Below are 24,075 nucleotides of genomic sequence, written 5' to 3' on the forward strand. Positions count from 1 at the left end.
TTGGCTCGCAGGTGGAGAGCGATCCTGGCTCTTCGGCCGGAATGACACGTAGAATGACACCGCCTGCCGACGAGATCCTTTCCACCACAGGCGCCCCCCTCCTTGCCCTGCGCGGGGTCGGCAAGCGCTTCGCCAATGCCGTCACCGCGCTTGACGGGCTCGACATGGAGGTGCGCCAGGGCGAGTTCCTCTCGCTGCTGGGCCCCTCCGGCTGCGGCAAGTCGACCGCGCTGCGGCTCATTGCCGGCCTGTCCGAGCCCACCGCCGGGCGCATCGACTGGAACGGCGCGGATGCGCCCCGGCGCGCGGGTGGCGCGGGGGCGAGCGGCGCGGGCGCCATCAGCTTCGTGTTCCAGGAACCGACGCTGATGCCCTGGGCGAACGTGTTCGCCAATGTCCATCTGCCGCTGCGCCTTTCCGGCGTCTCCCGCCGCGAGGCCGAGCCCGCCATCCTCGAGGCGCTGGAGATGGTCGGGCTGTCCGCCTTCCGCGAGGCCTATCCGCGCGAGCTCTCCGGCGGCATGAAGATGCGCGTCTCCATCGCCCGCGCGCTCGTCACCAAACCGCGCCTGCTGCTGATGGACGAGCCTTTCGCCGCGCTCGACGAGATCACCCGCTTCAAGCTGAACAACGACCTGTTGCAGCTATGGCGTCAGCTGGGCTGCACCATCGTGTTCGTCACCCATTCGGTGTTCGAATCGGTGTTCCTGTCCTCGCGCATCCTCGTCTTCCGCGCCCGTCCGGGCCGGGTCTTCGCGGAAGTGTCGATCGACCCGGCGCAGCCGCGCGACGATGCCTTCCGCACCTCGCCGGAATATGCCGGCCTGTGCCGCCAGACATCCACCGCGCTCGCCCGCGCGATGGATGCGGGCGCGGGCTGAAGGGCGCGGGCATGAGGAGCACGGCTATGGAACGCTCCCCCTTCCGCTGGCTGCTGCCCGCCGCCGTGCTGGCGCTCGTGGTGATCGCCTGGGAACTTGTGGTGCGCCTCAACCAGCTGCCGCCCTATATCCTGCCGAGCCCGGTATTGGTGGCGCAGACGCTGGTGAAGGACCGCGCCGTGCTGTTCCAGTCCCTGCTGGTGACGCTTAACACCACGGTCATGGCGCTGGCCTTCGCGGTCCTTGGCGGCGTGGGACTGGCGCTGGTCTTCGCCTCGGCGCGCATCATCGAGTTCTCGCTGTTTCCCATCGCGGTGATCCTGCAGGTGACGCCGATCATCGCCATCGCACCCTTGATGCTGATCTACCTCTCCACCGATACGGCGGTGCTGGTCTGCGCGTGGATCGTCGCCTTCTTCCCCGTGCTGGCTAACACCACGCTGGGGCTGAAATCGATCGATCCGAACCTGCGCGACCTGTTTCGCCTGTCCGGCGCCTCGGGCTGGCAGACGCTGGTGCAGCTGAAGCTACCCAGCGCCCTGCCCTATTTCCTCGGCGGCCTGCGCATTGCCGGCGGGCTGGCCCTGATCGGCGCGGTGGTCGGCGAGATTGCGGCGGGCTCGGCCGGACAGGGCTCGGGTCTCGCGTTCCGCATCGTCGAATCCGCCTACCGGCTCAATATCCCGCGCCTGTTCGCCAGCCTGCTGCTGATCTCCTTCGCCGGCATCCTGATCTATGGCGTGCTGAGCCTCGTCTCCTGGCTCGCGCTGCGGCGCTGGCACGAGAGCGAGCTGGGCGGGGCATGAACCGATGACCCCTGCGCCCGATCCGTGGCCTGCCGCCCATCTGCCCGCCTCTTATGTGCTCGCCGATGCGCGCGTCCCCGCCGGCCTGCTGGCACCGCCTTTCGGCCCGGCCGATGCCGAGGGCCTCGTGGCGCTCGACATCGCCATCACGGACGGCCGGATCGCCGCGCTCGCGCGCCCCGGCGGCGCACCGGACGGCTTGCCGCGCCTGCCCCTCGCCGGGCGCCTCGCACTGCCGGGGCTCATCGACATCCACACCCATCTCGACAAGGGCTTCATCTGGCCGCGCGCGCCCAATCCGGACGGCTCGTTCGAGGGTGCCGTGCGCGCCGTGCTGGCCGACCGGACGAACTGGAACGAACAGGATATCGCCCGCCGCTTCGATTTCGCGCTGCGCTGCGCCTATGCGCACGGCACGGTGGCCATCCGCACCCATCTCGATTCCGATGGGGAACCGGCCGAGGCGGCGTGGCGTGTGTTTGCGCAGATGCGCGACCAATGGGCCGGGCGCATCGATCTGCAGGCGGTGGGGCTGATGCCGATCGAACGCATGCTGGACGAGGCGGCGACGGACCGGCTGATCGCGCTGGTGCGCGAGCATGGCGGCCGGCTCGGCACCTATACCTATGTCACGCCCCATCTCGACGCCGGGCTGGAGCGCCTGTTCGACGCGGCCGAGCGCTTCGGCCTCGCGCTCGACCTGCATGTTGACGAGCGCGACAGCGAGGCCCGCGCGCTGCACGACATCGCCGCCATCGCGCGCCGCCGCCGCTTCGAGGGGCCCATCCTCGCCGGCCATTGCTGCGCGCTGGCGCTGAAGGACGATGCGGAAATCGACCGCACGCTCGACCTCGTGGCACAGGCCGGCATCGCCGTGGTCGCGCTGCCGCTGTGCAATCTCTATCTGCAGGACCGCATCGAGGCGCGCACCCCGCGCTGGCGCGGCATCACCCTGCTGCACGAGATGGCGGCACGCGGCATTGAGGTGATGGTGGGAAGCGACAATACCCGCGATCCCTTCTATGCCTATGGCGACCTCGACCTTGTCGAAGTCTGGCGTGAGGCCAGCCGCATCGCCCATCTCGACCACCCGTTCGGCGACTGGCCCGCGATCATCGCCCGCACGCCAGCGCGCCATATGGGCGTGGCGGCCGGCACGCTCGCCATCGGCGCGCGGGCGGACCTCATCCTGTTCACGGCGCGCAGCCTCAACGAGCTGCTCGCCCGCCCGCAGGGCGACCGTATCGTGTTGCGCGAGGGCAAGGCGATCGACCGCACGCTGCCCGATTATGGCGAACTCGACGACCTGATGGCGCCGAAAGGCGCAAGAGCCTGAGAACGAGGCTGAGAACGAGGCTGTACATGGCTCACGACATCGCCGCGCTGAAGGCACGGTTGGCGGGCATCGCGCTGGAGGACAACCCGGCGCTGGTGCGCCAGAAGAGCCGCGATTTCTTCTGGTATTCGCCCACGCTCAAGCGCCAGCTGGACAGCGTGGCCGGCGCGCTCATTGCCACGCCGTCGAGCGAAGGCGAGGTGCTGCGCATCTTGGAGGCCTGCTTCGCGCTCGGCATTCCCGTCACGCCGCGCGGCGCCGGCACCGGCAATTACGGGCAGGCCATGCCGCTGGCCGGCGGGCTGGTGCTGGACATGTCGGGCCTCGACAAGGTGCTGGAGGTGGCGCCCGGCCGGGTGCGGGCGCAGGCCGGCGCCATCATCGCCGAGATCGACACGGCCTGCCGCTCCTCGGGGCAGGAATTGCGGCTACACCCTTCCACCTACCGCACCGCCTCGATCGGCGGCTTCATCGCCGGCGGCTCGGGCGGCGTGGGCTCCATCACCTGGGGCGGCCTGCGCGATCTCGGCAACATCATCGGCCTGCGCATCGTCACCATGGAAGCGACCCCGCGCATCCTGGAGCTGACGGGCGAAGAGGTGGAGAAGGTCGCCCACGCCTATGGCACCAACGGCATCATCCTTGAGGTCGAGATGCCGCTCGCCCCGGCCTATGACTGGATCGAGGCGATCATCGGCTTTGGCGATTTCACGCGCGCCGCCGCCTTCGCCAATGCGCTGGGCGAACAGGACGCCATCCTCAAGAAGCTCCTGTCGGTGATATCCGCGCCCATCCCGCAGGACTATTTCCTGCGCCACCGCCCCTACCTGCCGGCTGGCGAGCATGTCGTGCTGGCGATGATCGCGCCGATCGCCAGCGCCGCCTTCGACAGCTTCACCGCGCGCTGGGGTGGACGGGTGCTGTTCCACTCCGACCGCACCGGCCCGGAAGAGGCCCGCGGCCTGCCTCCGCTCTACGAACTCGCCTGGAACCACACGACGCTACGCGCGCTCCGGGTCGATCCGGCCATTACCTATCTGCAAACGCTCTATCCCTTTCCCGACCAGCTCGCGCTTGTCGCCCGCATCCACGAGGAACTGGGCGACGAGGTGCCGGCTCACCTCGAATTCGTGCGCTTCGACGGCAAGATCACCTGTTTCGGCCTGCCGCTGGTGCGTTTCACCGACGAGACACGGCTGGAGGCGATCATCGCGCGGCACGAGGCGCTGGGCATTCCGGTGTTCAACCCGCACCGCTACACGCTGGAGGAAGGCGGCATGAAGCAGACCGACGCCGTGCAACTCGCCTTCAAGCGCGAGGCGGACCCGGCCGGCCTGCTCAACCCCGGCAAGATGATCGCCTGGGAGAATCCGGACTTCGACTTCAGCACCGGGCGGACCTATCTCTTTCCCGGCCTGTCGGCGCAGGCGCGGGAGGAATAGCGGCGATGCGCGTGCTGGTGGTCTACTGCCATCCGGTCGAGGAGAGCTTCACCGCCGCGGTGCGCGACGCGGCGATCCGCGGCCTCGCGCGCGCGGGCCACGAGGTGGACCTGATCGACCTCTATGCATCCGGCTTCGAGGCGGTGATGAGCCGCCAGGAGCGGATCGCCTACCACACACCCGGCGAGAACACGCGCGCCATCGCCGATCATCTGACGCGGGTGAAGGCGGCGGAAGCGCTGGTCCTCGTCGCGCCCACCTGGTGGTATGGGCCGCCGGCTATGCTGAAAGGCTGGCTCGACCGCGTTCTGGTGCCGTTCGAGACCTTCGGCATGCCGCAGCCTTTTCGGCCGCTGGAGCGTCGGCTCACCAATATCCGCGTCCTCGCCGCCGTCTCCACGCTCGGCTCGCCCTGGTATTGGTGGATGTGGGTCGGCCAGCCCGGACGGCGCATCCTGCTGGAAGGGCTGGGCGGCATCATTCATCCGCGGGCGCGCAAGCTGTGGCTGGCCTTGCACAGCATGGATTCGGCCAGCGAGGCCAAGCGCGCCGGCTTCCTCGCCCGGGTGGAAGCGAAATTCGCCGCGCTGCGTCCCTAAAGGGAAGCAATTTCCCAACACTTTGACGGCGAAGTGGATTACAGCCATGTTCCTGTCACGGCATCGCGCTTGAGTTGCAGCACCGAGTTGTCGTTGCGGCCACATGATGGGTACCCCCATGAAGGACGGCTATGAGAAGAGCATCGGCCATCGGCTTCACCATGCCGCTCGCCTGCAGCGCGCCCTAGCGGCGCGGCGGCTCCAGGAACTCGGCCTGTTTCCGGGCCAGGAGACCGCGCTGAAACTGCTCGTCGAATCGGACGGGCGGACCATGACCGAACTGGCCGCCGCGCTGCGCGTGCGCCCGCCCACCGCCTCCAAGACGGTCGGCCGCCTCTCCGCTCAGGGACTGCTGGAACGGCGTGCCTCGGATGGCGATGCCCGGCTGGTACGCGTGCACCTCACCGACGAAGGCCGCACCCGCGCCGGCGCCATTGATGACATCTGGGATTCGCTGGAAGACGTCACCGTCGCTGGGCTCGACGGCAAGGACCGCAAGCGCCTGCGCAAGCTGCTGCGCAAGATCGAGAAGAACCTGACGAGCCAGCTCGGCATCGCTCCCGAGGCCGAGACCGAGGCCGAGGATGAGCCCGAGCCGGTCGACGAAACCGCCTGAGAGGAAGGCGGGGGGCAGCGCGGCGGCGGGCTTGAAACCGCGCGCGCTTTGATGACGAATACGCTCCCTGCCGCCCAGGAGCATGTCCCATGGCCGATGCCGCCCGTCCCGAACTGCTGCAGACCGGCCCGATGATGCCGATGATCGAGGCGCAGCTGTCGCAGCATTTCATCGTCCACCGGCTCGATGCGCCGGACGCGGAGGCGCAGCTCGCCGAGGCTGGCGGGCGTATCCGCGCCATCGCCACCGGCGTCGGCTCGACGGCCGGCGGTGCCCGAAGGGTGACGCAGGCGCTGCTCGCCCGGCTGCCCAAGGTGGAGATCGTCGCCAATTTCGGCGTGGGCTATGATTCGGTGGAGGTCGCCGCCGCCGCCGCCCGCGGCATCGTCGTCACCAACACGCCCGGTGTGCTGGATGATGAAGTGGCCGATCTCACCATCGGCCTGCTTCTGGCGACCGTGCGGCGGATTCCCCAGGCGGAACGCTATCTGCGCGCCGGGCTGTGGCCGAAGGGTGGGTTTCCGCTGAGCCCGACCCTGCGTGACCGTTCCATCGGCCTCATTGGCATGGGGCGCATTGGCCAGGCCATTGCCCGGCGGCTTGCCGGCTTCGGGCGCCCCCTCGCCTATCACAGCCGGCGTCCGGTGGAGGGGCTTCCCTACCCCCATTACCCCGACCTCGTCGCGCTGGCGCGGGATGTCGACGTGCTCATCGCCATCCTTCCCGGCGGGCCCGAGACCCACCACCTGATCAATGCCGAGGTGCTCTCGGCGCTGGGCCCCACCGGCATTCTCATCAATGTCGCGCGCGGCTCGGTGGTGGACGAGGAAGCGCTCGTCCGCGCGCTGAAGGACGGCACCATTGCCGGCGCAGGGCTCGACGTGTTCGCCCATGAGCCGAACGTGCCGGCCGAACTGATCGCGCTGGACAATGCCGTGCTGCTGCCGCACATCGCTTCCGCGACCCATGTGACGCGCAACGCCATGGGCCAGCTGGTGGTCGACAATCTCCTCGCCTGGTTCGACGGGCGTGGCCCGCTGACGCCGGTGCCAGAGACACCGGTACCCGGCTGAGGAGGCACGCCATGCCGGACACCCACGGCCCGCTCTTCTCCTCCCGCGTGCTCGGGGAAATCGCCCCCGCGCTGTTCGCCGCCGCCCTGCTGGTCTCCACGCTCGGCTCCAGTGCACGGGCGCAGGGCGCGGCAGGCGGCACGCCGGCGGAGGCGGCCGCGCAGCTGGCGGACGTCTATCAGCTGACCAATGCCGATGGCGACCGCATCTGCCCGCTCACCCTGTCCGTCAAGCGGGCAAAGGAAGCGCCCAGGGGCGCTGCCGCGAGCGGGGCGGGCGCGGCCGCCTTCGCCATCGATTTCGACCGACCGGCCTGCGCCGCCACGATCCTGTTCAGCGCCGACATCGCCAGCTGGTCGCCGGGACCGGGCAATTCCATCCATCTCCTCAACGGCGCCGGGCAGCTGGTGGCCGAGTTCACCGAGGGCGTCGGCGGCAATTGGGAAGCGCTGCGCGAGGGGGACGGCGTCTATTTCCTGGTCAATCCGCGCCTTGCCGATTCCGCCGCCACCCAGCCGGGTGATCTGGTCGGGCTGTGGGAACTGGCCGGTGCCAACGGCACCCCGGCCTGCCGCGTGCAGCTGGCGGAGGAGACGGTGAAGCCCGGCATGTACCGCCTCGCGCCCGATGCCGCCTGCGCGGCCCTGCTGGGGCGCACCCTGCCGGACCGCTGGCGGCTCGATGGCGGCGATCTCGTGCTGGAGACCGCCGGTGGCGACCGCGTGCGCTTCGCTTCCAGCGAGGATGGCGCCTGGACCAAGGTGCCGGAGGACAGCCGCCCGCTTCTGCTCAGCCGCGCCCCCTGATCAGCCCCGCACCGCGCCTCCAGCGGGGCGGATCAGTGGCGCCGCCGCAGCACGATGGCAATGCTGGCGAGCACCACCGCCAGCCCCACCAGCGAGACGGCCGAGAGTTCCTCACCGAGAATCATCCAGCCGAGCAGCACGCCGACGATCGGGTTCACATAGGCGAAGGTGGAGGCGACCACCGGGCTGAAACTGGTCAGCACCTTGAGGTAGGAGCTGAGCCCGATCACCGAGGCAAACAGGGTGAGAAAGCCGAAGGCCAGCCATTGCCGGGGGCTCGGGTCGACCGGCAGCGGCGCGCCTTCGTACAGCGCCAGCGAACTGAGCACGATGGCGGCAACGAACATCTGGAAAGATGCTGCCCAGTCCGGCCGGATCCGCTGCATCAGCGGGCGCTGGATGATGGTGCCGAGCGACCAGCTGAGGCCCGCCGCGACCACAAGCAGGATGGTGAAACCGGCATAGCCCGGCTCGATGATGGCGCGGTGCGTCTCGAGCAGCGCCGGCGACACGACCAGGAACAGGCCGGCAAGGCCGAGCAGGATGCCGAGCACCACCCGCAGCGAGGGAATCGTCCGCCCGATGATAAGATCGAGCAGGCAGGCCCAGAGCGGGATGGCCCCCATCGTCATGACGATGAAGCTGGAGGAGGCGTGGCGCGCGGCGAGCGTCGCCAGCCCGTTTCCGCCCATCCACATGAACAGGCCGCTCACCGTGCACAGCGCGAGATCGCGGCGGTTGGGCAAAGGCGGCCAGCCATAGCGCGCCAGCGTGACCGCGCCGAGCAGAAGCGAGGCGCACCACAGGCGCGCGGACTGCAGCTGCAGCACGGTAATCGCCGCCGGCCCCGACAGGCTGACCTTCACCGCGAGATAGGAGCCGCCCCAGACCACATAGATGATGACAAGATGGATATAGGCGGAGAGCGGAATGGCCGGTGCGGGGCCGCGATCGGCCACGGAAGAAGTCATGAGGACGCGCTTACCTTCGGCGCACGGCATTCCCGCGGCGCGGTCTCCGGCAGGCCCTGCCATCCCACACCGCGTGCGGCGAGGCAATGGGATCCTATCCGCGCCCCGTCGCCCGCGCTCGGCCCCGCCCTCGGCCTCAGATCAGCCGCAGCCCCTTGAGGCTGGCATGCCCGTCCTTGCCCACGATGATGTGATCATGCACCTCGATGCCGAGCGGCTTGGCCACGTCGATGATCGTCTTGGTCATCTGGATATCGGCATTGGAGGGGGTGGGATCGCCGCTCGGGTGGTTGTGTACGAGAATGAGAGCGCTCGCCGCCACCTCCAGCGCCCGCTTCACCACCTCGCGCGGGTAGACCGGGGTGTGGTCCACCGTACCGCGCTGCTGAACCTCGTCGAGAATGAGCTGGTTGCGCTTGTCGAGGAACAGGATGCGGAACTGCTCCTGCTCGGCATAGGCCATCGAGGCCCGGCAATGGGCGATCACCGCGCTCCAGGAGGAGAGCACCGGGCGCGCGCGCAGCCGCTCCCGCGTCACCCGTTCCACCGCGGCGCCGATTACCTTGAACTCGGTGATGATCGCGTCGCCGACGCCCTTCACCTCGCGCAGCCGGCCGGGCGAGGCGGTGATGACCTCGGCGAAGGAGCCGAAGCGGTCGACCAGCGCCTTGGCAAGCGGCTTCACATCCGCGCGCGGCACGGCGCGGAACAGCACCAGCTCCAGCAGTTCATAGTCGGGCATCGCATCCGCCCCGCCCAGCCGGAACCGGTCGCGCAGCCGTTCGCGGTGGCCGACAAAATGCGATGTCGTCTCGCTGAAGCCGGTCACGCCGGGAGGCGGATCGGATTGACAGCCCTCCGGATCCGCGCAGCCCTCGGGCGTTGCCTTTTTCCGCGCCATGCGGGCCCCAAACCGTTCAGTCGTGATGTCCGAAGATCGGCTTGTGATAGCCCTTGGGCGACAGCGTGAAGATCTCGCAACCCGTCTCCGTCACCCCCACCGCATGCTCGAACTGCGCCGAGAGCGACCGGTCGCGCGTCACCGCCGTCCAGCCGTCGGAAAGCACCTTCACATGCGGCCGGCCGAGATTGATCATCGGCTCGATGGTGAAGATCATGCCCGGCAGCAGTTCCGGGCCTTCGCCGCGCCGCCCGACATGGACGATGTTCGGCTCGTCGTGGAACAGCTGGCCGACGCCATGGCCGCAGAAATCGCGCACAACGCTCATGTGCAGCGGCTCGACGAATTCCTGGATCGCCGCGCCGATATCGCCGACATGATGCCCCGGCTTCACTTCGGCAATGCCGCGCATCAGCGATTCGTAGGTCACGTCGAGCAGCCGCTCGGCGCGGCGGGGAATCTCGCCCACCGGGAACATGCGGCTCGAATCGCCGTACCAGCCATCGACGATCAGCGTCACGTCGACATTGACCACGTCGCCCTCGCGCAGCGGCTTGTCGTTGGGGATGCCGTGGCAGACGACATGGTTGATCGAAGTGCAGGTGGACTTGCGATAGCCGCGATACATCAGCGTCGCTGGCAGCGCGCCATGATCCATGGCGAACTCGAACACGGCGTTGTCGATCGCCTCGGTCGACAGGCCCGGCCGCACCATTTCGTGCACCAGGTCCAGCGCCTCGGCCGTCAGCCGGCCAGCCTTGCGCATGCCGGCGAAGCCCTCGGGCCCGTGCAGCTTGATATGGCCTGTCTTGCGCAGCGGCGCGGTGGCCGCCTCCACATAATTCATCATCACACGTCCAGTCCGAGAGCTTACCGAGAATGTAAGCAATCTGCCGCCACACGCAAGAAACGCAGGATAGGCGCCCTCCATGGCGCGTCCTGTGGCCTGCGCCAAATCCCGCTCGCCAGACCCCGCGAGCCAGACCCCGCACGCCGGTCCCGCGCCTTCAATCCAGTGCCTTCGCCAGGTGCACCAGCCGGCGGTCGGGCAGTTGTTCCACACGCTCGATCGAGTAGCCCTTGCGCCGGTACCAGTGAATGTTGGCCGAAAGCGGCTCGCCGGTATAGAGCCGCACCATGCGCCGGCCGAGCGCGCGGGCGCGTGCCTCTCCCGCCGCGAGCAGCAGGTTGCCGACCCCGCCGGCCTGCGCCTGCGGTGCCACGGCGAGGCTGTCGGTCAAGAGGTCGTCCGCCCGGTTGTGCAGGATCAGCACTCCATCGAGGCCGGGCGCGCCGGAGGCACTGTCCAGCACCCACACCTCGCGCTCGCGGAAGACGCGGGCATAGTCCCATAGCAGCGGCACCGGCTCGACGCCCAGCAGCAGGCGGTTGCGCGCATAGGCCCCCTGCTGCACCGCCTCGACTGCTGCCCGGTCCGCGAGGCTGGCCCGCCGCAGCGTGCGCGTGCCAACCTCCAGCCGCTCGGCATTGAGAAGGCCGAGCGGCACGACCTGCCGCCCCTCGGCGTCGAAATTCGCCGGCGCCAGCCAGTTCTCGAACGCCACCGCGATCTGCGGCCACTCCTCCTCCAGCATGGCGAACCACGCGGTGTCGCGGTTGCGGCCCTTGACGATCATGTGGTGGCGGAAAAGTCCCTCGAAGCGGAAGCCATAGCGCAAGGCCGCCCGGCGCGAGGGGGCGTTGAGCGCGTTGCACTTCCATTCGTAGCGCCGGTAGCCGAGATCCTCGAAGGCGTGGCGCGCCATCAGGTACATCGCCTCGGTGCCACCCGGCGTGCGCATCAGCGCCGGGGTGTAGAGGATGTGCCCGACCTCGATCGTCCGGTTGGCCGGGTCGATCCGCAGATAGGTCGCGTGCCCCACCGCGACGCCGGTCGCCTTATCGATGATCGCGAACATCAGCGGATCATCGCGCAGCGCGGCCGCCTGGTAATGGGCATCGAAGGCGGCAGGATCCTCATAGGGACCGTTGGGCAGATAGGCCCAGATCGCCTCTTTCTGCGCCCCGTGCGCGGCCGCGTAGAGCGCGGGGCCGTGCGCGGTCGCGTCGAACGGGACGAGATCGACATGCGAGCCGCAGATCGTCACGCGGGTGGGCCGCTGGGCCGGTGCCGCGTCGACCACGTCGCCGAGAGGATTTTGCGTGTCGACCGGCGGCATGGCTTTTCCCCTTTTTCGGCAGCGCGAAACGGCTTCCGCGCGGCCCTTGAACACCCACGCTGTCCGTGTGACAGCTTGGCCCAAACTACAAGCGATTTCTCGCTATCCGGCCGCAGAGCCAATCCGGAGGACCCGATGACGCCAACCGCCCGCTTCCGGCCCCAGCCGATCGCCGCCTTCAACCGCATCGGCGAGGAAAACGCCTTCGCCGTGCTGGCGCGGGCCGCCGCGCTGGCGGCGCAGGGGCGCGACATCATCAATCTGGGCATCGGCCAGCCGGACTTCGCCACGCCCGAGCACATTGTCGAGGCCGCGATAAAGGCGCTGCGCGACGGCCATCACGGCTACACCCCTTCCGTCGGCATCGAGCCGCTGCGGCTGGCGGTGGCGGCGGACGTCCACCGCCGCTTCGCGGTCGAGATCGATCCCGGCCGCGTGGTCATCGTGCCGGGCGGCAAGGTGACGATGTTCAGCGCCATCCTCATGCTGGGCGAGCCGGGGGCGGAAATCCTCTATCCCGACCCCGGCTTTCCCATCTACCGCTCGATGATCGAGTTCACCGGCGCCACCCCGGTGCCGGTGCCGATCCGCGAGGCGAACGGCTTCGCCTTCTCGGCGGAAGAGACGCTGTCCCTCATCACCCCGGCTACGCGGCTGCTCATCCTCAACTCGCCCGCCAACCCCACCGGCGGCGTCACGCCCAAGGCCGAGATCGACAAGCTGGTGGCGGGGCTGGCAGAGCATCCGCAGGTCGTCATCCTCTCCGACGAGATCTACGACCAGTTCCTGTTCGACGGCGAGGCCCACACCACGCTGCTGGCCTATCCCGAGATCCGCGACCGGCTGATCCTGCTCAACGGCTGGTCGAAGACCTATGCGATGACCGGCTGGCGGCTCGGCTGGTCGCTATGGCCGGAGGGGCTTTACGATCCGATGCGCAAGCTGGCGGTCAATGCCTGGTCCTGCGTCAACGCGCCGGCGCAGTTCGCCGCGCTCGCCGCGCTTACCGGCCCACAGGATTGCGTCGGGGCGATGCTGGCCGAGTTCGAGCGCCGACGCCGGATCGTGGTCGAGGGGCTCAATGCGCTGCCCGGCATATCCTGTGCTACACCGCGCGGCGCCTTCTACGCCTTTCCCAACGTGGCGGGAACGGGCTGGAAATCGGCCAAGAAGCTGGCCTCGGCCTTGCTTGACGAGACCGGCGTTGCTACCATTGGTGGTCCTGATTTCGGCGTGCACGGCGAAGGGTATATCCGCCTCTCCTACGCCAACTCGGCCGAGAATATTCTCCGCGCCCTTGAACGCATGGGTCGCTTCCTCAATGAGCGCCCTATCGCCTGACGGAGTCGTGCCATGCACCGTGCCGCCAAGCGTCTTGTTCCCGGGCATGTCCCTTCCGGACATCCGCTTTGCGGACACTTGCTGTTCGGACACGGCATCGCCGCGGCGATGCTGGTCATGATGCTGGCGTTGTCCGGGCATTCCGCCGTCGCCGCGCCCGAGGGCGAATGCGTGAAGGGCAAGGATGCGCGCATCTATCTCGATTGCCTGAACCAGGTTCAGAAGGCAGGCGAGCAGCGTCTGGATCAGGCGGTGGCCGCCGCTCTGGCCGGGATCGAGGCGCGGCAGGAGTTGCAGCCGCCGCAGCGCAGGCGCTGGATCGCCCTGTTCAATGAATCGCAGAGCCGGTTCGTGAACTGGCGCAATTTCGAATGCCAGAGCATCGCCCCTTATGAGGGTGGCGCGGGCGAGAAGACGGTGGGCGGCCGGCTCGGCGGCACCGCGGTGATCGAACAGCGCATCACCTGCCTCACCAGCCTCAACGACACGCGCGCCGCCGATATCGAGCGGCGCTACCCGCTCCCCGCCGATGTGCCCCGGCTGGAGCCGCCGGCAAACAGTCCCGCGCCCACCACCCCGCCGGCAGCCGCAGCCACTCCGCCGGCGCCCGTGCGGCCCACACCGGCGGCGGCGCGCGCCGCATCCCCGGCTCCCCCCTCCGGCGGTGCGCTCCCCGTCACCGCGCCGGCCGAGGCACCGCGGGCAAGCGACACGCCGCCCGGCTCGGTGCGCATCATCCTGCCGTGAGCGTCCGCTCGCGCGGTCAAACCGCCCGGCCCGCGTCCGGCGCGGCGGTTCGCTGCCGATAATCGCCACGGGTGACTTGTAATCGCCACGGGTGACTTGCCGCGCCCGCTCGCTTGGGGGAATCATTCGCCAGCGAAATATCCCCCATAGAGGAAGACGAGACATGGACCTCGGACTGAAAGGCCTGCGCGCCATCGTCACCGGCGGCACCAAGGGCATCGGCCTCGCCATCGCCGAGACGCTAGCAGCGGAAGGGGCCAACGTCGCCCTGTGCAGCCGCAGCGCCGGAGACGCGGAAGCCACCGCCGCTCGGCTCGCCGAGAAAGGCGTGGAAACCTATGGGGCGGGCGTCGACGTCGCCGACGGGCCGGCACTCGCCGCCTTCGTCGAGAAGGCCTCCGCCCGGTTCGGCGGGCTCGACATCGTGGTCGCCAATGTCAGCGCGCTGGCCATCGGCAATGACGAGGAAAGCTGGAACAAGGGTTTCCAGACCGATCTGATGGGCACGGTCCGGCTGGTGGACGCCGCCCTGCCCTATCTGGAGAAGAGCGGCGCCGCCGCGATCGTCACCATCTCCTCGGTGTCGGGCCGCGAGATCGACTTCGCCGCCGGCCCCTATGGCGTGTTCAAGGCGGCGCTGGTGCATTACACGCAGGGCCTCGCCTTCACCCTCGCGCCCAAGAAGATCCGCGCCAACACCGTCTCGCCCGGCAACACCTATTTCAAGGGCGGCGTGTGGGACCAGATCGAGCAGGGCAACCCCGCGCTGTTTGAGCAGGCGCTGGCGCTGAACCCCACCGGCCGCATGGCGACCCCGCAGGAAATCGCCAATGCGGCGGTGTTCCTGGCGAGCCCGGCGGCCAGCTTCGTCTATGGCACCAACCTCGTGGTGGACGGGGCGCTGACGCGCGGCGTCCAGCTCTGATCCGCGCACCCGCGCAAGGCTGCCGGCGCCCGGGGCGGTCTTGCGCGGGGATGTCTTGCACGGGGCCGCGTATCGAACGCGCCCGGCCCACCACATTCGCCACCCAAACTTGCCCTCGCGCGCAAATAGGGTGACCCTCCCGCCCGAATCGCAGCGCGAACGGAGGGCAGGCGGCATGGCAAAGGTCATCTCGATCGGCGAGGTCATGGCGGAATTCGCGCGTGGCGCCGATGGCCGCTACGGCGCGGGCTATGGTGGCGACACGTTCAATACCGCTGTCTATCTCGCTCGAGCCGGGGTCTCCGTCGGCTATGCCACCGCACTCGGCGACGATACCTATTCCGAGGCGATCCGCGCCGCCGCGGAAGCCGAGGGCATCGACACGCGCACCATCGCCCGCGTCGCCGGCCGGACCGTGGGCCTCTATGTCATCGATACCGATTCGCGTGGCGAGCGCAGCTTCACCTATTGGCGCGACACCTCGCCGGCCCGTGAACTGTTCGAACTGACGGGCTGGGAGACGATCGCCGAGCAGGTCATCGAGGCGAGCATGGTCTATCTCTCGGGCATCACGCTGTCGCTCTATTCCAATATCGGCCTCGGCCGGCTGCTGGCGACGCTGGAATTCGCGCGCGAACGGGGCAGCCGCATCGTGTTCGACGGCAATTTCCGTCCCCGCGGCTGGGGCGGCGATGTCGCCCGCGCCCGCACGGTCTATGCTCAGGCGCTCAAGCGCTGCTCCATCGCCCTGCCCACCTTCGAGGACGAAGCGGTGCTGTGGGGCGACGGCTCGCCCGCCGCTACCGCCGAGCGCCTCGCCACGTTCGGCGTGCCGGAAATCGTGGTGAAGAACGGTGCGGAAGGGGCGCTGGTCTTGTCCGAGGGCGCCTCGCATCTGGTGCCCATCCCCGCTCCGGTGGAGCCCGTCGATACCACGGCGGCAGGCGACAGCTTCAATGCCGCCTATCTCGCCGCACGGCTGCAGGGCGCCCCCCCGGTGGAGGCGGCGCAGGCCGGCCATGCGCTGGCCGGGCGTGTCATCCGCCACCGCGGCGCCATCCTGCCCCGCACCGCCAATGCCTGACGCGGGTCCGCAGTGCGCCACTGGCGCGTGCATTTGCGAACGCTTCTGCGACTAACTTGCAAGTTATTGAGCTTACTTGATTTTCCCTGCCCGAGGCACTAGTGCTCCGCGGCAGGGGCGCGCGGCGCCGGAAACAGCACGGCGGCGCGTATGGGACTGTCCTCACGGATCGCATTAGTCAGTGTCGGCGTCAGCCTCGTGGTGCTGGGGCTGAAATATGTGGCCTATCTGCTCACCGGCAGCATCGCGCTCTATTCGGACGCGCTGGAAAGCATCGTCAATGTCGCGACCTCGGTCGCCGCCGTGCTGGCGCTGCGCGTCAGTGCCAAGCCGGCCGATGCGAACCATCCTTATGGCTATGCCAAGGCCGAGTATTTCTCGGCCGTCATCGTCGGCGTGCTCATCGTCGTGGCGGCGATCTCGATCTTCCGCGAGGTCTATCTCAACTGGTTCGAGGCCCATGCCTTCGATGCCTCGCCGCGCGGGCTGATGATCAATGCCGGCGCCGGCATCATCAACGCGGCGTGGTGCGTCGTGCTGTTCCGCACCGGCCGGCGCACGCGCTCGCCCGCACTGATCGCCGATGCCCAGCATCTGCTCACCGATGTGGTCTCCTCCGCCGGCGTGCTGATCGGCGTGGCCCTCGCCATGGTCTCGGGCTGGGAGAAGCTCGACCTCATCCTCGCCGGGCTGGTGGCGGTCAACATCCTGTGGTCAGGCTGGAAGGTGCTGAAGGAAAGCGTCGGCGGGCTGATGGACCAGGCCGTGCCGTCCGACACGCTCGGGCGCATCCGCACCGTCATCGCCGCCGAGGCGACCGGCGCCATCGAGGCGCATGACCTGCGCACAAGGCAGGCAGGCCGCATGATCTTCGTCGACTTCCATCTCGTCGTGCCGGGCGAGATGGCGGTGAGCGAGGCCCACGCCATCTGCGACCGGATCGAGGATGCGCTGGAAGCCGAAGTCGCCGACGTGCTCGTCAACATCCATGTCGAGCCCGAGGTGAAGGCCAAGCAGCTCGGCATTCCGGTTCTATAGCCGCCTTATCTCCCCTGACCGCCCGCCCCGGCCGCGGTGAAACCGGGGAAGGTGGGCTGGAGGCGCGCCCTCAGCGCCCCGCCTTCAGGGCGGCCAGAAGCTCCGGACTGGGATAGGAATCCGCCGGCAGGCCGAGCCGCATCTGCTCGACCTTGATCGCCTGCCGCGTGGCAGCGCCGGCAATGCCGTCGACCCGGCCCACATGATGCCCGCGCGCATTGAGCAGCCGCTGCAGCTCGACCACCTGCGCCTGCGACAGCACCGGGATCGCCTTGCCCTGCCCGCGACTATAGGCCCCCGCCCCCGCCACGCGCGCGGCGAGATAGGCCGCCGAGGTCGCGTAGGTGAGCGAATTGTTCCACTCGGTGAAGATGTTGAAATTGGGATAGACGAGGAAGGCGGGCCCGTTGCGCCCCATTGGCAGCAGCACCGAGGCGGTGAGGTTGTCGGCCGGAAGCGCCGACCCGTTGGCGCGCACCACGCCGAATCGCGCCCATTGCGCGCGCGGCAGCTTGATGGAGAGATCCGCCTGGTCCCAGGGCAGGTTCGCCGGCACGCGCACCTCTTCCAGCCAGGGCTGCCCGCGCTGCCAGCCGAGCGCCTTGATGTAGTTGGCGGCCGAGGCCAGCGCGTCCGGCGTGGAACGCAGCAGGTCGACCCTTCCGTCGCCGTCGAAATCGACGCCATAGTTGAAATAATGGTCGGGCAGGAACTGGAACTGCCCGAGTTCGCCGGCCCACGGGCCGCGCATGGTGGCGGGGGTAAGGTCGCCGCGATCGATGATCTTCAGCGCGGAGAGCAACTGCGTGCGGAACACCTCCGCCCGCCGGCAGTCCCAGGCCAGCGAGGCCACCGAGCGCAGCGTGTTCTTGTCGCCCATGAAGGCGCCGAAATCCGTTTCCAGCCCCCAGAAGGCCACCAGCACCGCGCCGGGCACGCCGAATTGCTGCTCGATGCGGTCGAACAGCGCCTGATTCTTCTGGATCAGCGCCCGGCCCTGCTGGATGCGATAATTGGCGACCATGCGGTCGGAAAACTCGAAGAAGCTCTGGCCGAACACCTTCTGGCCGCGATCGGTGCCGACGACCTGCGCATCATAGGTGATGCCGTTCAGCGCCGTCGCCACGGTACGCGCGGAAACGCCCTGCGCCACCGCCTGCCGCTTGAAGCCCTCCAGCCACTCGTTGAACCCGGCGCTGCTATTGCCGCAGGGCTGCGACTGGGCCAGCGCCGGGCCCGCCGCCACCGCCGTGCCGATGAGGAGGGCGATACCCGCCAGACCTGCCCTGCTGATCGTCGCCATGATGCTTCCTCGCCCTCGTTCCGGATTCGTTGGCACCACAATGGCGCCGAAACTCCGCCTTCACCAGAGGCGACGACCGGTGCAGGATGCCCCCTCGATCCTAGGGAGTCCGGATACGCGATGAACATCGTCATGCTGCTCTATCCCGGACTGACGCAGCTCGACCTGACCGGTCCGTTCGACGTCTTCGCCCGGTTTCCCGAGCTCCAGCGGCACCTTGCCTGGAAGACGCTCGATCCCGTCACCGACAGCGGCGGGCTCCGGCTGCTGCCGAGCGTCACGCTCGCGCAGTGTCCACCGGCCGACATTCTCTTCGTCCCGGGCGGACCCGGCCAGCTGGCATTGATGGAGGATGGCGAGGTGCTGGATTTCCTGCGCCGACAGGCCGTCGGCGCGCGCTACGTGACCTCAGTCTGCACCGGCTCTCTGGTGCTGGCGGCGGCCGGCCTGCTCGCGGGCCGCCGGGCCACCTCGCACTGGCTGTCGCTGGAGCAGTTGCGCCTGTTCGGCGTCGAGCCGGTCGATGAGCGCGTGGTTGTCGATGGCGCGGTCGTGACCGGCGCCGGCGTCACGTCAGGGATCGATTTCGCCCTCACCCTCGTGGCCCTGCTGTTCGGCGAGCCACGGGCCCGGCATGCGCAGCTCTTCATGGAATATGACCCCGCCCCGCCCTTTGCCGGCGGTACGCCACGCACCAGCGAACCCGCGCTTGCCGCGTTGATTCGCGCGGAGACGGCGCCCTTCCAGCAAAAGCGTCGGGAGGCGGCGCAGCGCGCGGCCGACGCGCTCGCGGCACACGCCGCCGGGGCGGTGTCCCTCACATGAGCGGGGTGCGCGCTATTCCCGCCGTGCTCGCCCTGGTCGTGCGTGCGGATGCCGTACTGCTGGTGCGGCGCGCCAATCCGCCGGATCAGGGCCTGTGGGGCTTTCCCGGCGGGCGCATGGAGAGAGGCGAGAGCCATCTCGCGGCGGCGCTGCGCGAGCTCAACGAGGAAACCGGCATTGTGGCGGATGCGCCACGGCTGATCACCGTGCTCGACTTCATCGAGCACGACGGGGACGGCCGGCTCGCCCATCATTTCGCGATGATCGCCGTGCTGTGCCGCTGGCGCGCGGGCGAGGCAGTCGCCGCCGACGACGCTCTGGAGGCGCGCTGGTTCGACATGGCGCAGATCCTCTCGCTGGGCCGGAGCGCCAGCGCCAGGGTCGCTTATCTCGCCGACCTGGCCCTGACCAGCCCCGAACGCGCCGATTGAGTATCGGATGGCACCCGCGGGTGGGGTGGCCACAAACAAAAATGCGGGCTTCCCAGGGAAGCCCGCATCCATGCTCGCCGAAGCGATATCAGGTTCAGGCGTGGGCCTGGGCCGCCCCCTTCGGGCCGAGCGGCGACGGCGGCGACGCCACCCCTCCGGACCGGGCGACATGAGCCTTGAACACACGCGGCAGCACCGCGATGGCGAGGAAGGCGGCGAACAGGTCCATGCCCGCGACCGTATAGAGCACGGTCGACCAGGTGCCGGTGGCCTCCATCAGGAGGTTGCCGACCGGCACGAACAGAGCGCCGATACCCTTGGCGGTGTACAGCACGCCGTAGATCTTGCCGATATGCTTGGTGCCGAAGGCGTCGCCGGCCAGCGCCGAGAACAGCGAGTAGACTTCGCCCCAGGCCAGGAACACGACGCCGGAGAGGATGAGGAACGCCCACGGATTGTGGCCGAAGGCGCCGAGCGCGATGATGCCGAGGCCTTCGAGGGTGAAGGCGATAACCATGGTCTTCTCACGGCCGATATGGTCGGAGATCCAGCCGAACAGCGGACGCGAGATGCCGTTCATGACGCGGTCGAGCATCAGGGCGAGTGGCAGGGCGGCCATGACGAAGAAGTACAGGTCAACCTTGAACTCCTTCACGCCGAGATCCTGCGCGATGACGCCGAGCTGGGCGACCGCCATCATGCCGCCGGTGACGACGCAGATGAACATCAGGAACATCAGCCAGAACAGCTTGGTGTTCAGCGCTTCCCTCAAGGTGTAGTCGCGACGGCTCTGGTTGAGCTTGTCGGACGCCTTCACCTGGCCGGCCTTGGGCGAGCGCAGGAACCAGGCCGCGACGAAGGCGAGACCGCCCTGCAGCAGGCCGAAGAAGAAGAAGGTCTCCTGGAAGCCCGACGATTCGATCATCGCCGCGATGGGCAGGATGGTGGCGGCGGAACCCGCGCCATAGCCGCCCGCGGTGAGGCCGACGGCGAGGCCGCGACGGTCCGGGAACCACTTCAGCGCATTGTTGATGCAGGTCGCGTAGATCGAGCCGACGCCGATGCCGCCGATCGCCGCGCCGACATAGAAGCCGAACAGCGTGGTGGCCTGCGAGTTGATCACCCAGGCGGTGCCGATGAACAGCGCGCCGAACGCCACCATGAGGCGCGGGCCGAACTTGTCGATGAAGAAGCCCTCGATGGGCGCGAGCCAGGTCTGCACCAGCACGAAGATGGTGAAGGCGATCTGGATCGAGGCGCGTTCCCAGCCGAAGGTCTGCTGGATCTCGGGAACGAACAGGGTCCAAGCGTACTGGATGTTGGCGGTCGCCACCATGCAGACGACGCCGACGACCAGTTGCAGCCAGCGGCGGCTTTCGGAAAAGTCCTTGCCGGGCCCGAGGGCCGCCGGCGTGGGGGTATACGTGCTCAAGGGCGCTCTCCTAATCCCTAATCAATATTCGCCGCGGATCGGCTTGTTGTTGCGGTCGCTGCAGCCCCCCGGGGGCCGTGCGCCGGCTGTTCGTTGGCCAGGGGCGGAACCTTCCCTCCCCCGGCGGCCGCTCGGGCGGCGTATCCGTTCCAAATAGGTTGTGCGGCTCCCTCGGCCCGCTCCGTCATCGCCCGCCCAAGGCGGCCTGGATTGACGCAGGGGCGTTGGACCCGACCCGCTTAATGCTGAAGCATAATCCACAATATTATGTATGCCAATCGCATTTGTGAAGGTTATACAGCAGCGTAAGGTAACGTATAAATATTCGGTATTGCAGCGCACAACATCGTTATCGGAGATCTAATCGCCGTTATTCGACAGCTTACGCTACGCGCCATCTGTGATTTCGACGAAAATATGAAAGTTAACCCAAAGGAATAATCGAGCAACGATCCCAGCGCGCACTGTTTCGCCGCATCTCTCCATCTGCACCCTGATCGCTGGGGGGCGCATTGGTCGCATGGAATTTACGTTCACGTTTCTATGAACGAGTGAAAAGCGGGCCGCGCGGCGCCCTTCGGACGAGCCGATCCGCGCCCTCCGGACAAACAAAAAGGGCGCGCCTCGCGGCGCGCCCTTGAAAGCTGGGGGATGGATCGGGCGGCTTATTCGGCCGCGACCGGCTTCGTCGCCCCCTGCGCGCGGGCACGCTTGCCGTGGGAGGATGCCAGCGGCTTGAGCACCGCCAGCGCCATGACGGCGGCCAAGATGTTGAGCGCGGCCGCGGTGATGAACACGGCGTGCCAGCTGCCCGTCATCGTGGTGATGATGCTGGTGAACGGCACGATCAGCGCCGCCGTGCCCTTGGCGGTGTAGAGCAGGCCGGCATTGGTGGTGGCGAACTTCGAGCCGAAGGCATCTCCGCACATGGCGGGGAACAGCGAGTAGATCTCGCCCCAGGCGAAGAACACGAGGCCCGTGAGGATGACGAACATCACCGGGTTATGGCCGAGCACGCTGAGCGCGTAGATGCCGACGCCCTCGATGGCGAAGGCCACGAACATGGTGTTCTCGCGGCCGATCTGATCCGACACCCAGCCGAAGAACGGGCGGGTGAGGCCGTTCAGCACGCGGTCGATCGCGGCGGCGAAGGTGAGCGCCGGCAGGGTGATGCCGATCAGGCTGACCGGGATGTCGGCGATGCCGAAATCCTTGGCGATCGGGCCGAGCTGGGCGGTGGCCATCAGGCCGCCGGCCGCCATCATGACGAACATCGCGTACATGACCCAGAAGAGCGGGGTGGTCAGCATCTCCTTGGGCGTGAACTCACGCACGGACTGCTTGACGCTGGCGGCGACCTTGGCCGCCACGGCCGCGATCTGCGCCTTCTTCGGCGCCATCAGGAACAGCGCCAGAACGGTGATCACGATGCCCTGGCCGAGGCCGAAATAGAAGAACGCCGCCTCGTAGCCCTGATTCTTGATCATGTTCTGGATCGGAATCACGGTCAGCGCCGAGCCCGCGCCGAAGCCGGCCGCGGTGATGCCGGCGGCAAGGCCGCGACGATCCGGGAACCACTTGAGCGAGTTACCGACGCAGGTGCCGTAGACCGCGCCCGCGCCAATGCCGCCCAGCGCCGCCGCGATGTACAGCGTCGTCAGCGAGGTGGCGTAGGAATTCAGCACCCAGGCAAGGCCGCAGAACACGCCGCCGAACAGCACGACGATGCGCGGGCCGTATTTATCGACGAACCAACCCTCGACCGGCACCAGCCAGGTCTCGGTGACGATGAAGATCGAGAACGCGACCTGAATCGCGGCACGGTCCCAGCCGTGGCGTTCCTGCATCGGGTTCACGAAGAACGTCCAGCCATACTGCATGTTCGCGATCATGCACATGCAGATCACGCCGAACACCAGCTGGAGCCAACGGGTCCTATTCAAGGATGACGTTGCGTCAGATGTCATTTTTTCCTCGCGCGTTTCCTGAGTAATGGATGTCAGTCTTATTGCTTTTCTTGATGGGCGCGCCCTCTGCGTGAACCGCACGCAAAGGCATCACCCCATGACCGTTGGGGAACATACTACGTTTTTCTGATTATGCAAAATTTTGCATACCAGCCATCCATAATTATGTGAACTGAATATTACGCAAGGTCAGCTTCCCCAAGGGAATACTTGAAGGTTGCTTACCTATGGGAAGATTGAGAGACGCGCCCGCGCCGACCGGCGGCCGGCCGGATACGGGCCGGCGCGGGCGCGAACCAGCCCGACGGCGCTCGGAGCGGAGAAAGAGGCGAGTGCGAGGCCCGAACGAGGGCCGGCGCGGCCGAAACGGCGGCGCGATGGACATCCAGTATATGTTATATAACGCTACAGAGCCGAACCGGGTGACCTGAGAATCACGCGAGAACGGCCATGCACCGCCTCGACGGACAGCCAGACCCGCTTCCGGCCGTGAGGTGCGTCAACAACAAGAATGTACTGGACCGACGAGGAAGCCCGTGGAAAGCGCCGATCCCCATACCCGCCTGAACATCGCGCCGCTCGCCGCGAATACCAGCCTGCGCACACTCGCCTATGACGCCATCAAGAAAGCCATCACCGAGATGGACATGTATGGCCAGGAGAGCGAGATCCGGCTGGACGAGCGCCAGCTGTCGCAGGACCTCGGCGTCAGCCGAACGCCTATCCGCGAGGCACTCACCGTGCTGGAGCAGGAGGGCTTCGTGCGCTCCGTGCCGCGGCGCGGCATTTTCGTGGTGCGCAAGTCCAAGCGCGAGATCATCGACATGATCATCGTCTGGGCCGCGCTGGAGAGCATGGCCGCCCGGCTGGCGGCCACCCGCGCCACCGATCGCGATCTGGCCAGCCTGCGCGACATGTTCCACGATTTCGAATCGGGCGCCCCGGCCGAGCACATGAACGAGTACTCGGACGCCAATATCCGCTTCCACCAGACGGTCATCCGCCTTTCCGGCTGCGCGATGATCGGCGAGATGACGGAAAACCTGTTCATCCATATACGCGGCATTCGCGCGGTATCGGTGCGTCAGGAAAACCGCTCCGAGCGCTCGCTGCAGGAGCACCGGGCGATCATCGCCGCGCTGGTCGGGCGCGACGTGGACCTCGCCGAGCGACTCGTGCGCGAGCACACGCTGGGCCTCGCCGCCCATGTGGAGAAGCACGGCCGGTTCCCCTCCTGAGCAGCCCTCCGCGGAAGGCGGCAGAGGCCGGCGCCCGTCAAAACGACGGGCGCGCGGATGGGCCTCGCTCGAGCGAGGCTGCCAGGTGCGGCGGCTCGACGGGACGGGAGGACGCTCATGGCGCCCTCGCCCG

23 protein-coding genes are annotated in these 24,075 nt (G+C 67.9%); 16 read left to right on the forward strand and 7 right to left on the reverse strand.

The genetic code is table 11. The annotated features are described in order from the left end of the window. Nucleotides 1-53 precede the first annotated feature (53 nt). The 8 genes from FHS55_RS14465 (at nt 54) to FHS55_RS14500 (ending at nt 7,559) form a co-directional block, all read left to right on the forward strand. Entirely contained in the window at nt 54-881 is an 828-nt protein-coding gene (locus tag FHS55_RS14465; RefSeq protein WP_183190475.1) for an ABC transporter ATP-binding protein, read from the forward strand. A 26-nt stretch (nt 882-907) separates the two neighbouring features. After that, the gene (locus FHS55_RS14470) at nt 908-1,687 is read left to right on the forward strand and encodes an ABC transporter permease (protein ID WP_183190476.1); all 780 of its coding nucleotides are present in this window, start codon (nt 908-910) and stop codon (nt 1,685-1,687) included. Between the two features lie 4 nt (nt 1,688-1,691). Then, complete coding sequence (locus FHS55_RS14475; protein WP_183190477.1) at nt 1,692-3,023, forward strand: cytosine deaminase; 1,332 nt, start codon at nt 1,692-1,694, stop codon at nt 3,021-3,023. A 26-nt stretch (nt 3,024-3,049) separates the two neighbouring features. After that, entirely contained in the window at nt 3,050-4,465 is a 1,416-nt protein-coding gene (locus FHS55_RS14480) for an FAD-binding oxidoreductase (protein ID WP_183190478.1), read from the forward strand. Between the two features lie 5 nt (nt 4,466-4,470). Beyond that, on the forward strand, nt 4,471-5,064 hold the full coding sequence (locus tag FHS55_RS14485; protein WP_183190479.1) for an NAD(P)H-dependent oxidoreductase: 594 nt from the start codon (nt 4,471-4,473) through the stop codon (nt 5,062-5,064). Nucleotides 5,065-5,182: 118 nt separating this feature from the next. Next, nucleotides 5,183-5,680 (forward strand): MarR family winged helix-turn-helix transcriptional regulator, encoded by a 498-nt coding sequence (locus tag FHS55_RS14490; protein ID WP_183190671.1) that lies wholly within the window; start codon nt 5,183-5,185, stop codon nt 5,678-5,680. 89 nt (nt 5,681-5,769) lie between these two features. After that, entirely contained in the window at nt 5,770-6,753 is a 984-nt protein-coding gene (locus tag FHS55_RS14495) for a 2-hydroxyacid dehydrogenase (RefSeq protein ID WP_183190480.1), read from the forward strand. An 11-nt stretch (nt 6,754-6,764) separates the two neighbouring features. Further along, nucleotides 6,765-7,559, forward strand: a complete 795-nt coding sequence (locus tag FHS55_RS14500) for a protease inhibitor Inh/omp19 family protein (RefSeq protein ID WP_183190481.1) — start codon at nt 6,765-6,767, stop codon at nt 7,557-7,559. A 32-nt stretch (nt 7,560-7,591) separates the two neighbouring features. Here FHS55_RS14500 and FHS55_RS14505 read toward each other — a convergent pair whose 3' ends face one another. From FHS55_RS14505 to FHS55_RS14520, 4 genes are all read right to left on the reverse strand, one after another. Next, complete coding sequence (locus FHS55_RS14505) at nt 7,592-8,530, reverse strand: DMT family transporter (protein WP_183190482.1); 939 nt, start codon at nt 8,528-8,530, stop codon at nt 7,592-7,594. A gap of 136 nt (nt 8,531-8,666) precedes the next feature. Then, on the reverse strand, nt 8,667-9,431 hold the full coding sequence (gene radC / locus FHS55_RS14510) for a RadC family protein (RefSeq protein ID WP_183190483.1): 765 nt from the start codon (nt 9,429-9,431) through the stop codon (nt 8,667-8,669). Nucleotides 9,432-9,447: 16 nt separating this feature from the next. Next, entirely contained in the window at nt 9,448-10,278 is an 831-nt protein-coding gene (gene map / locus FHS55_RS14515; RefSeq protein ID WP_183190672.1) for a type I methionyl aminopeptidase, read from the reverse strand. 160 nt (nt 10,279-10,438) lie between these two features. Next, on the reverse strand, nt 10,439-11,611 hold the full coding sequence (locus tag FHS55_RS14520; protein WP_183190484.1) for a GNAT family N-acetyltransferase: 1,173 nt from the start codon (nt 11,609-11,611) through the stop codon (nt 10,439-10,441). Nucleotides 11,612-11,746: 135 nt separating this feature from the next. On the opposite strand from FHS55_RS14520, the gene FHS55_RS14525 reads away from it, so the two are divergent. The 5 genes from FHS55_RS14525 (at nt 11,747) to FHS55_RS14545 (ending at nt 16,746) form a co-directional block, all read left to right on the forward strand. Next, on the forward strand, nt 11,747-12,952 hold the full coding sequence (locus tag FHS55_RS14525; RefSeq protein WP_183190485.1) for a pyridoxal phosphate-dependent aminotransferase: 1,206 nt from the start codon (nt 11,747-11,749) through the stop codon (nt 12,950-12,952). 78 nt (nt 12,953-13,030) lie between these two features. Further along, entirely contained in the window at nt 13,031-13,699 is a 669-nt protein-coding gene (locus FHS55_RS14530) for a lysozyme inhibitor LprI family protein (RefSeq protein ID WP_183190486.1), read from the forward strand. 163 nt (nt 13,700-13,862) lie between these two features. Beyond that, entirely contained in the window at nt 13,863-14,624 is a 762-nt protein-coding gene (locus FHS55_RS14535; protein WP_183190487.1) for an SDR family NAD(P)-dependent oxidoreductase, read from the forward strand. A 175-nt stretch (nt 14,625-14,799) separates the two neighbouring features. Then, entirely contained in the window at nt 14,800-15,708 is a 909-nt protein-coding gene (locus tag FHS55_RS14540) for a sugar kinase (protein ID WP_183190488.1), read from the forward strand. A gap of 150 nt (nt 15,709-15,858) precedes the next feature. Further along, nucleotides 15,859-16,746, forward strand: a complete 888-nt coding sequence (locus tag FHS55_RS14545) for a cation diffusion facilitator family transporter (RefSeq protein ID WP_183190489.1) — start codon at nt 15,859-15,861, stop codon at nt 16,744-16,746. Nucleotides 16,747-16,816: 70 nt separating this feature from the next. Here FHS55_RS14545 and FHS55_RS14550 read toward each other — a convergent pair whose 3' ends face one another. Then, a complete protein-coding gene (locus FHS55_RS14550) occupies nt 16,817-18,049 on the reverse strand; it encodes a lytic murein transglycosylase (RefSeq protein ID WP_183190490.1) in 1,233 nt (410 codons plus the stop codon). Between the two features lie 120 nt (nt 18,050-18,169). On the opposite strand from FHS55_RS14550, the gene FHS55_RS14555 reads away from it, so the two are divergent. After that, nucleotides 18,170-18,874, forward strand: a complete 705-nt coding sequence (locus FHS55_RS14555) for a DJ-1/PfpI family protein (protein WP_183190491.1) — start codon at nt 18,170-18,172, stop codon at nt 18,872-18,874. Beyond that, the gene (locus tag FHS55_RS14560) at nt 18,871-19,305 is read left to right on the forward strand and encodes an NUDIX hydrolase (protein ID WP_183190492.1); all 435 of its coding nucleotides are present in this window, start codon (nt 18,871-18,873) and stop codon (nt 19,303-19,305) included. The genes FHS55_RS14555 and FHS55_RS14560 overlap by 4 nt, the downstream gene beginning before the upstream one ends. A 94-nt stretch (nt 19,306-19,399) precedes the next feature. On the opposite strand, the gene oxlT (FHS55_RS14565) is transcribed toward FHS55_RS14560, so the two are convergent. Both oxlT (FHS55_RS14565) and oxlT (FHS55_RS14570) read right to left on the reverse strand, forming a co-directional pair. After that, nucleotides 19,400-20,737, reverse strand: coding sequence for an oxalate/formate MFS antiporter (oxlT, locus tag FHS55_RS14565; RefSeq protein WP_484477012.1), 1,338 nt, complete (start codon nt 20,735-20,737; stop codon nt 19,400-19,402). 665 nt (nt 20,738-21,402) lie between these two features. After that, nucleotides 21,403-22,704, reverse strand: a complete 1,302-nt coding sequence (gene oxlT, locus FHS55_RS14570; protein ID WP_183190493.1) for an oxalate/formate MFS antiporter — start codon at nt 22,702-22,704, stop codon at nt 21,403-21,405. Nucleotides 22,705-23,240: 536 nt separating this feature from the next. On the opposite strand from oxlT (FHS55_RS14570), the gene FHS55_RS14575 reads away from it, so the two are divergent. Then, a complete protein-coding gene (locus FHS55_RS14575; RefSeq protein WP_183190494.1) occupies nt 23,241-23,942 on the forward strand; it encodes an FCD domain-containing protein in 702 nt (233 codons plus the stop codon). Nucleotides 23,943-24,075: the final 133 nt, after the last annotated feature.

It is taken from the genome of Ancylobacter tetraedralis (assembly GCF_014195655.1).
GTDB classification, from domain to species: Bacteria; Pseudomonadota; Alphaproteobacteria; order Rhizobiales; family Xanthobacteraceae; genus Ancylobacter; species Ancylobacter tetraedralis.

Bases quoted from the DNA above. Each gene is read 5' to 3' on its own strand.
- FHS55_RS14545 (WP_183190489.1), top strand. From the start codon at position 15,859: ATGGGACTGTCCTCACGGATCGCATTAGTCAGTGTCGGCGTCAGCCTC.
- FHS55_RS14490 (WP_183190671.1), top strand. From the start codon at position 5,183: ATGAAGGACGGCTATGAGAAGAGCATCGGCCATCGGCTTCACCATGCC.
- FHS55_RS14480 (WP_183190478.1), top strand. From the start codon at position 3,050: ATGGCTCACGACATCGCCGCGCTGAAGGCACGGTTGGCGGGCATCGCG.
- FHS55_RS14505 (WP_183190482.1), bottom strand. From the start codon at position 8,530: ATGACTTCTTCCGTGGCCGATCGCGGCCCCGCACCGGCCATTCCGCTC.
- FHS55_RS14485 (WP_183190479.1), top strand. From the start codon at position 4,471: ATGCGCGTGCTGGTGGTCTACTGCCATCCGGTCGAGGAGAGCTTCACC.
- FHS55_RS14500 (WP_183190481.1), top strand. From the start codon at position 6,765: ATGCCGGACACCCACGGCCCGCTCTTCTCCTCCCGCGTGCTCGGGGAA.
- FHS55_RS14525 (WP_183190485.1), top strand. From the start codon at position 11,747: ATGACGCCAACCGCCCGCTTCCGGCCCCAGCCGATCGCCGCCTTCAAC.
- FHS55_RS14470 (WP_183190476.1), top strand. From the start codon at position 908: ATGGAACGCTCCCCCTTCCGCTGGCTGCTGCCCGCCGCCGTGCTGGCG.
- FHS55_RS14550 (WP_183190490.1), bottom strand. From the start codon at position 18,049: ATGGCGACGATCAGCAGGGCAGGTCTGGCGGGTATCGCCCTCCTCATC.
- FHS55_RS14475 (WP_183190477.1), top strand. From the start codon at position 1,692: ATGACCCCTGCGCCCGATCCGTGGCCTGCCGCCCATCTGCCCGCCTCT.
- FHS55_RS14465 (WP_183190475.1), top strand. From the start codon at position 54: ATGACACCGCCTGCCGACGAGATCCTTTCCACCACAGGCGCCCCCCTC.
- FHS55_RS14535 (WP_183190487.1), top strand. From the start codon at position 13,863: ATGGACCTCGGACTGAAAGGCCTGCGCGCCATCGTCACCGGCGGCACC.
- map (WP_183190672.1), bottom strand. From the start codon at position 10,278: ATGAATTATGTGGAGGCGGCCACCGCGCCGCTGCGCAAGACAGGCCAT.
- FHS55_RS14520 (WP_183190484.1), bottom strand. From the start codon at position 11,611: ATGCCGCCGGTCGACACGCAAAATCCTCTCGGCGACGTGGTCGACGCG.
- radC (WP_183190483.1), bottom strand. From the start codon at position 9,431: ATGGCGCGGAAAAAGGCAACGCCCGAGGGCTGCGCGGATCCGGAGGGC.
- oxlT (WP_183190493.1), bottom strand. From the start codon at position 22,704: ATGACATCTGACGCAACGTCATCCTTGAATAGGACCCGTTGGCTCCAG.
- FHS55_RS14540 (WP_183190488.1), top strand. From the start codon at position 14,800: ATGGCAAAGGTCATCTCGATCGGCGAGGTCATGGCGGAATTCGCGCGT.
- FHS55_RS14495 (WP_183190480.1), top strand. From the start codon at position 5,770: ATGGCCGATGCCGCCCGTCCCGAACTGCTGCAGACCGGCCCGATGATG.
- FHS55_RS14555 (WP_183190491.1), top strand. From the start codon at position 18,170: ATGAACATCGTCATGCTGCTCTATCCCGGACTGACGCAGCTCGACCTG.
- FHS55_RS14560 (WP_183190492.1), top strand. From the start codon at position 18,871: ATGAGCGGGGTGCGCGCTATTCCCGCCGTGCTCGCCCTGGTCGTGCGT.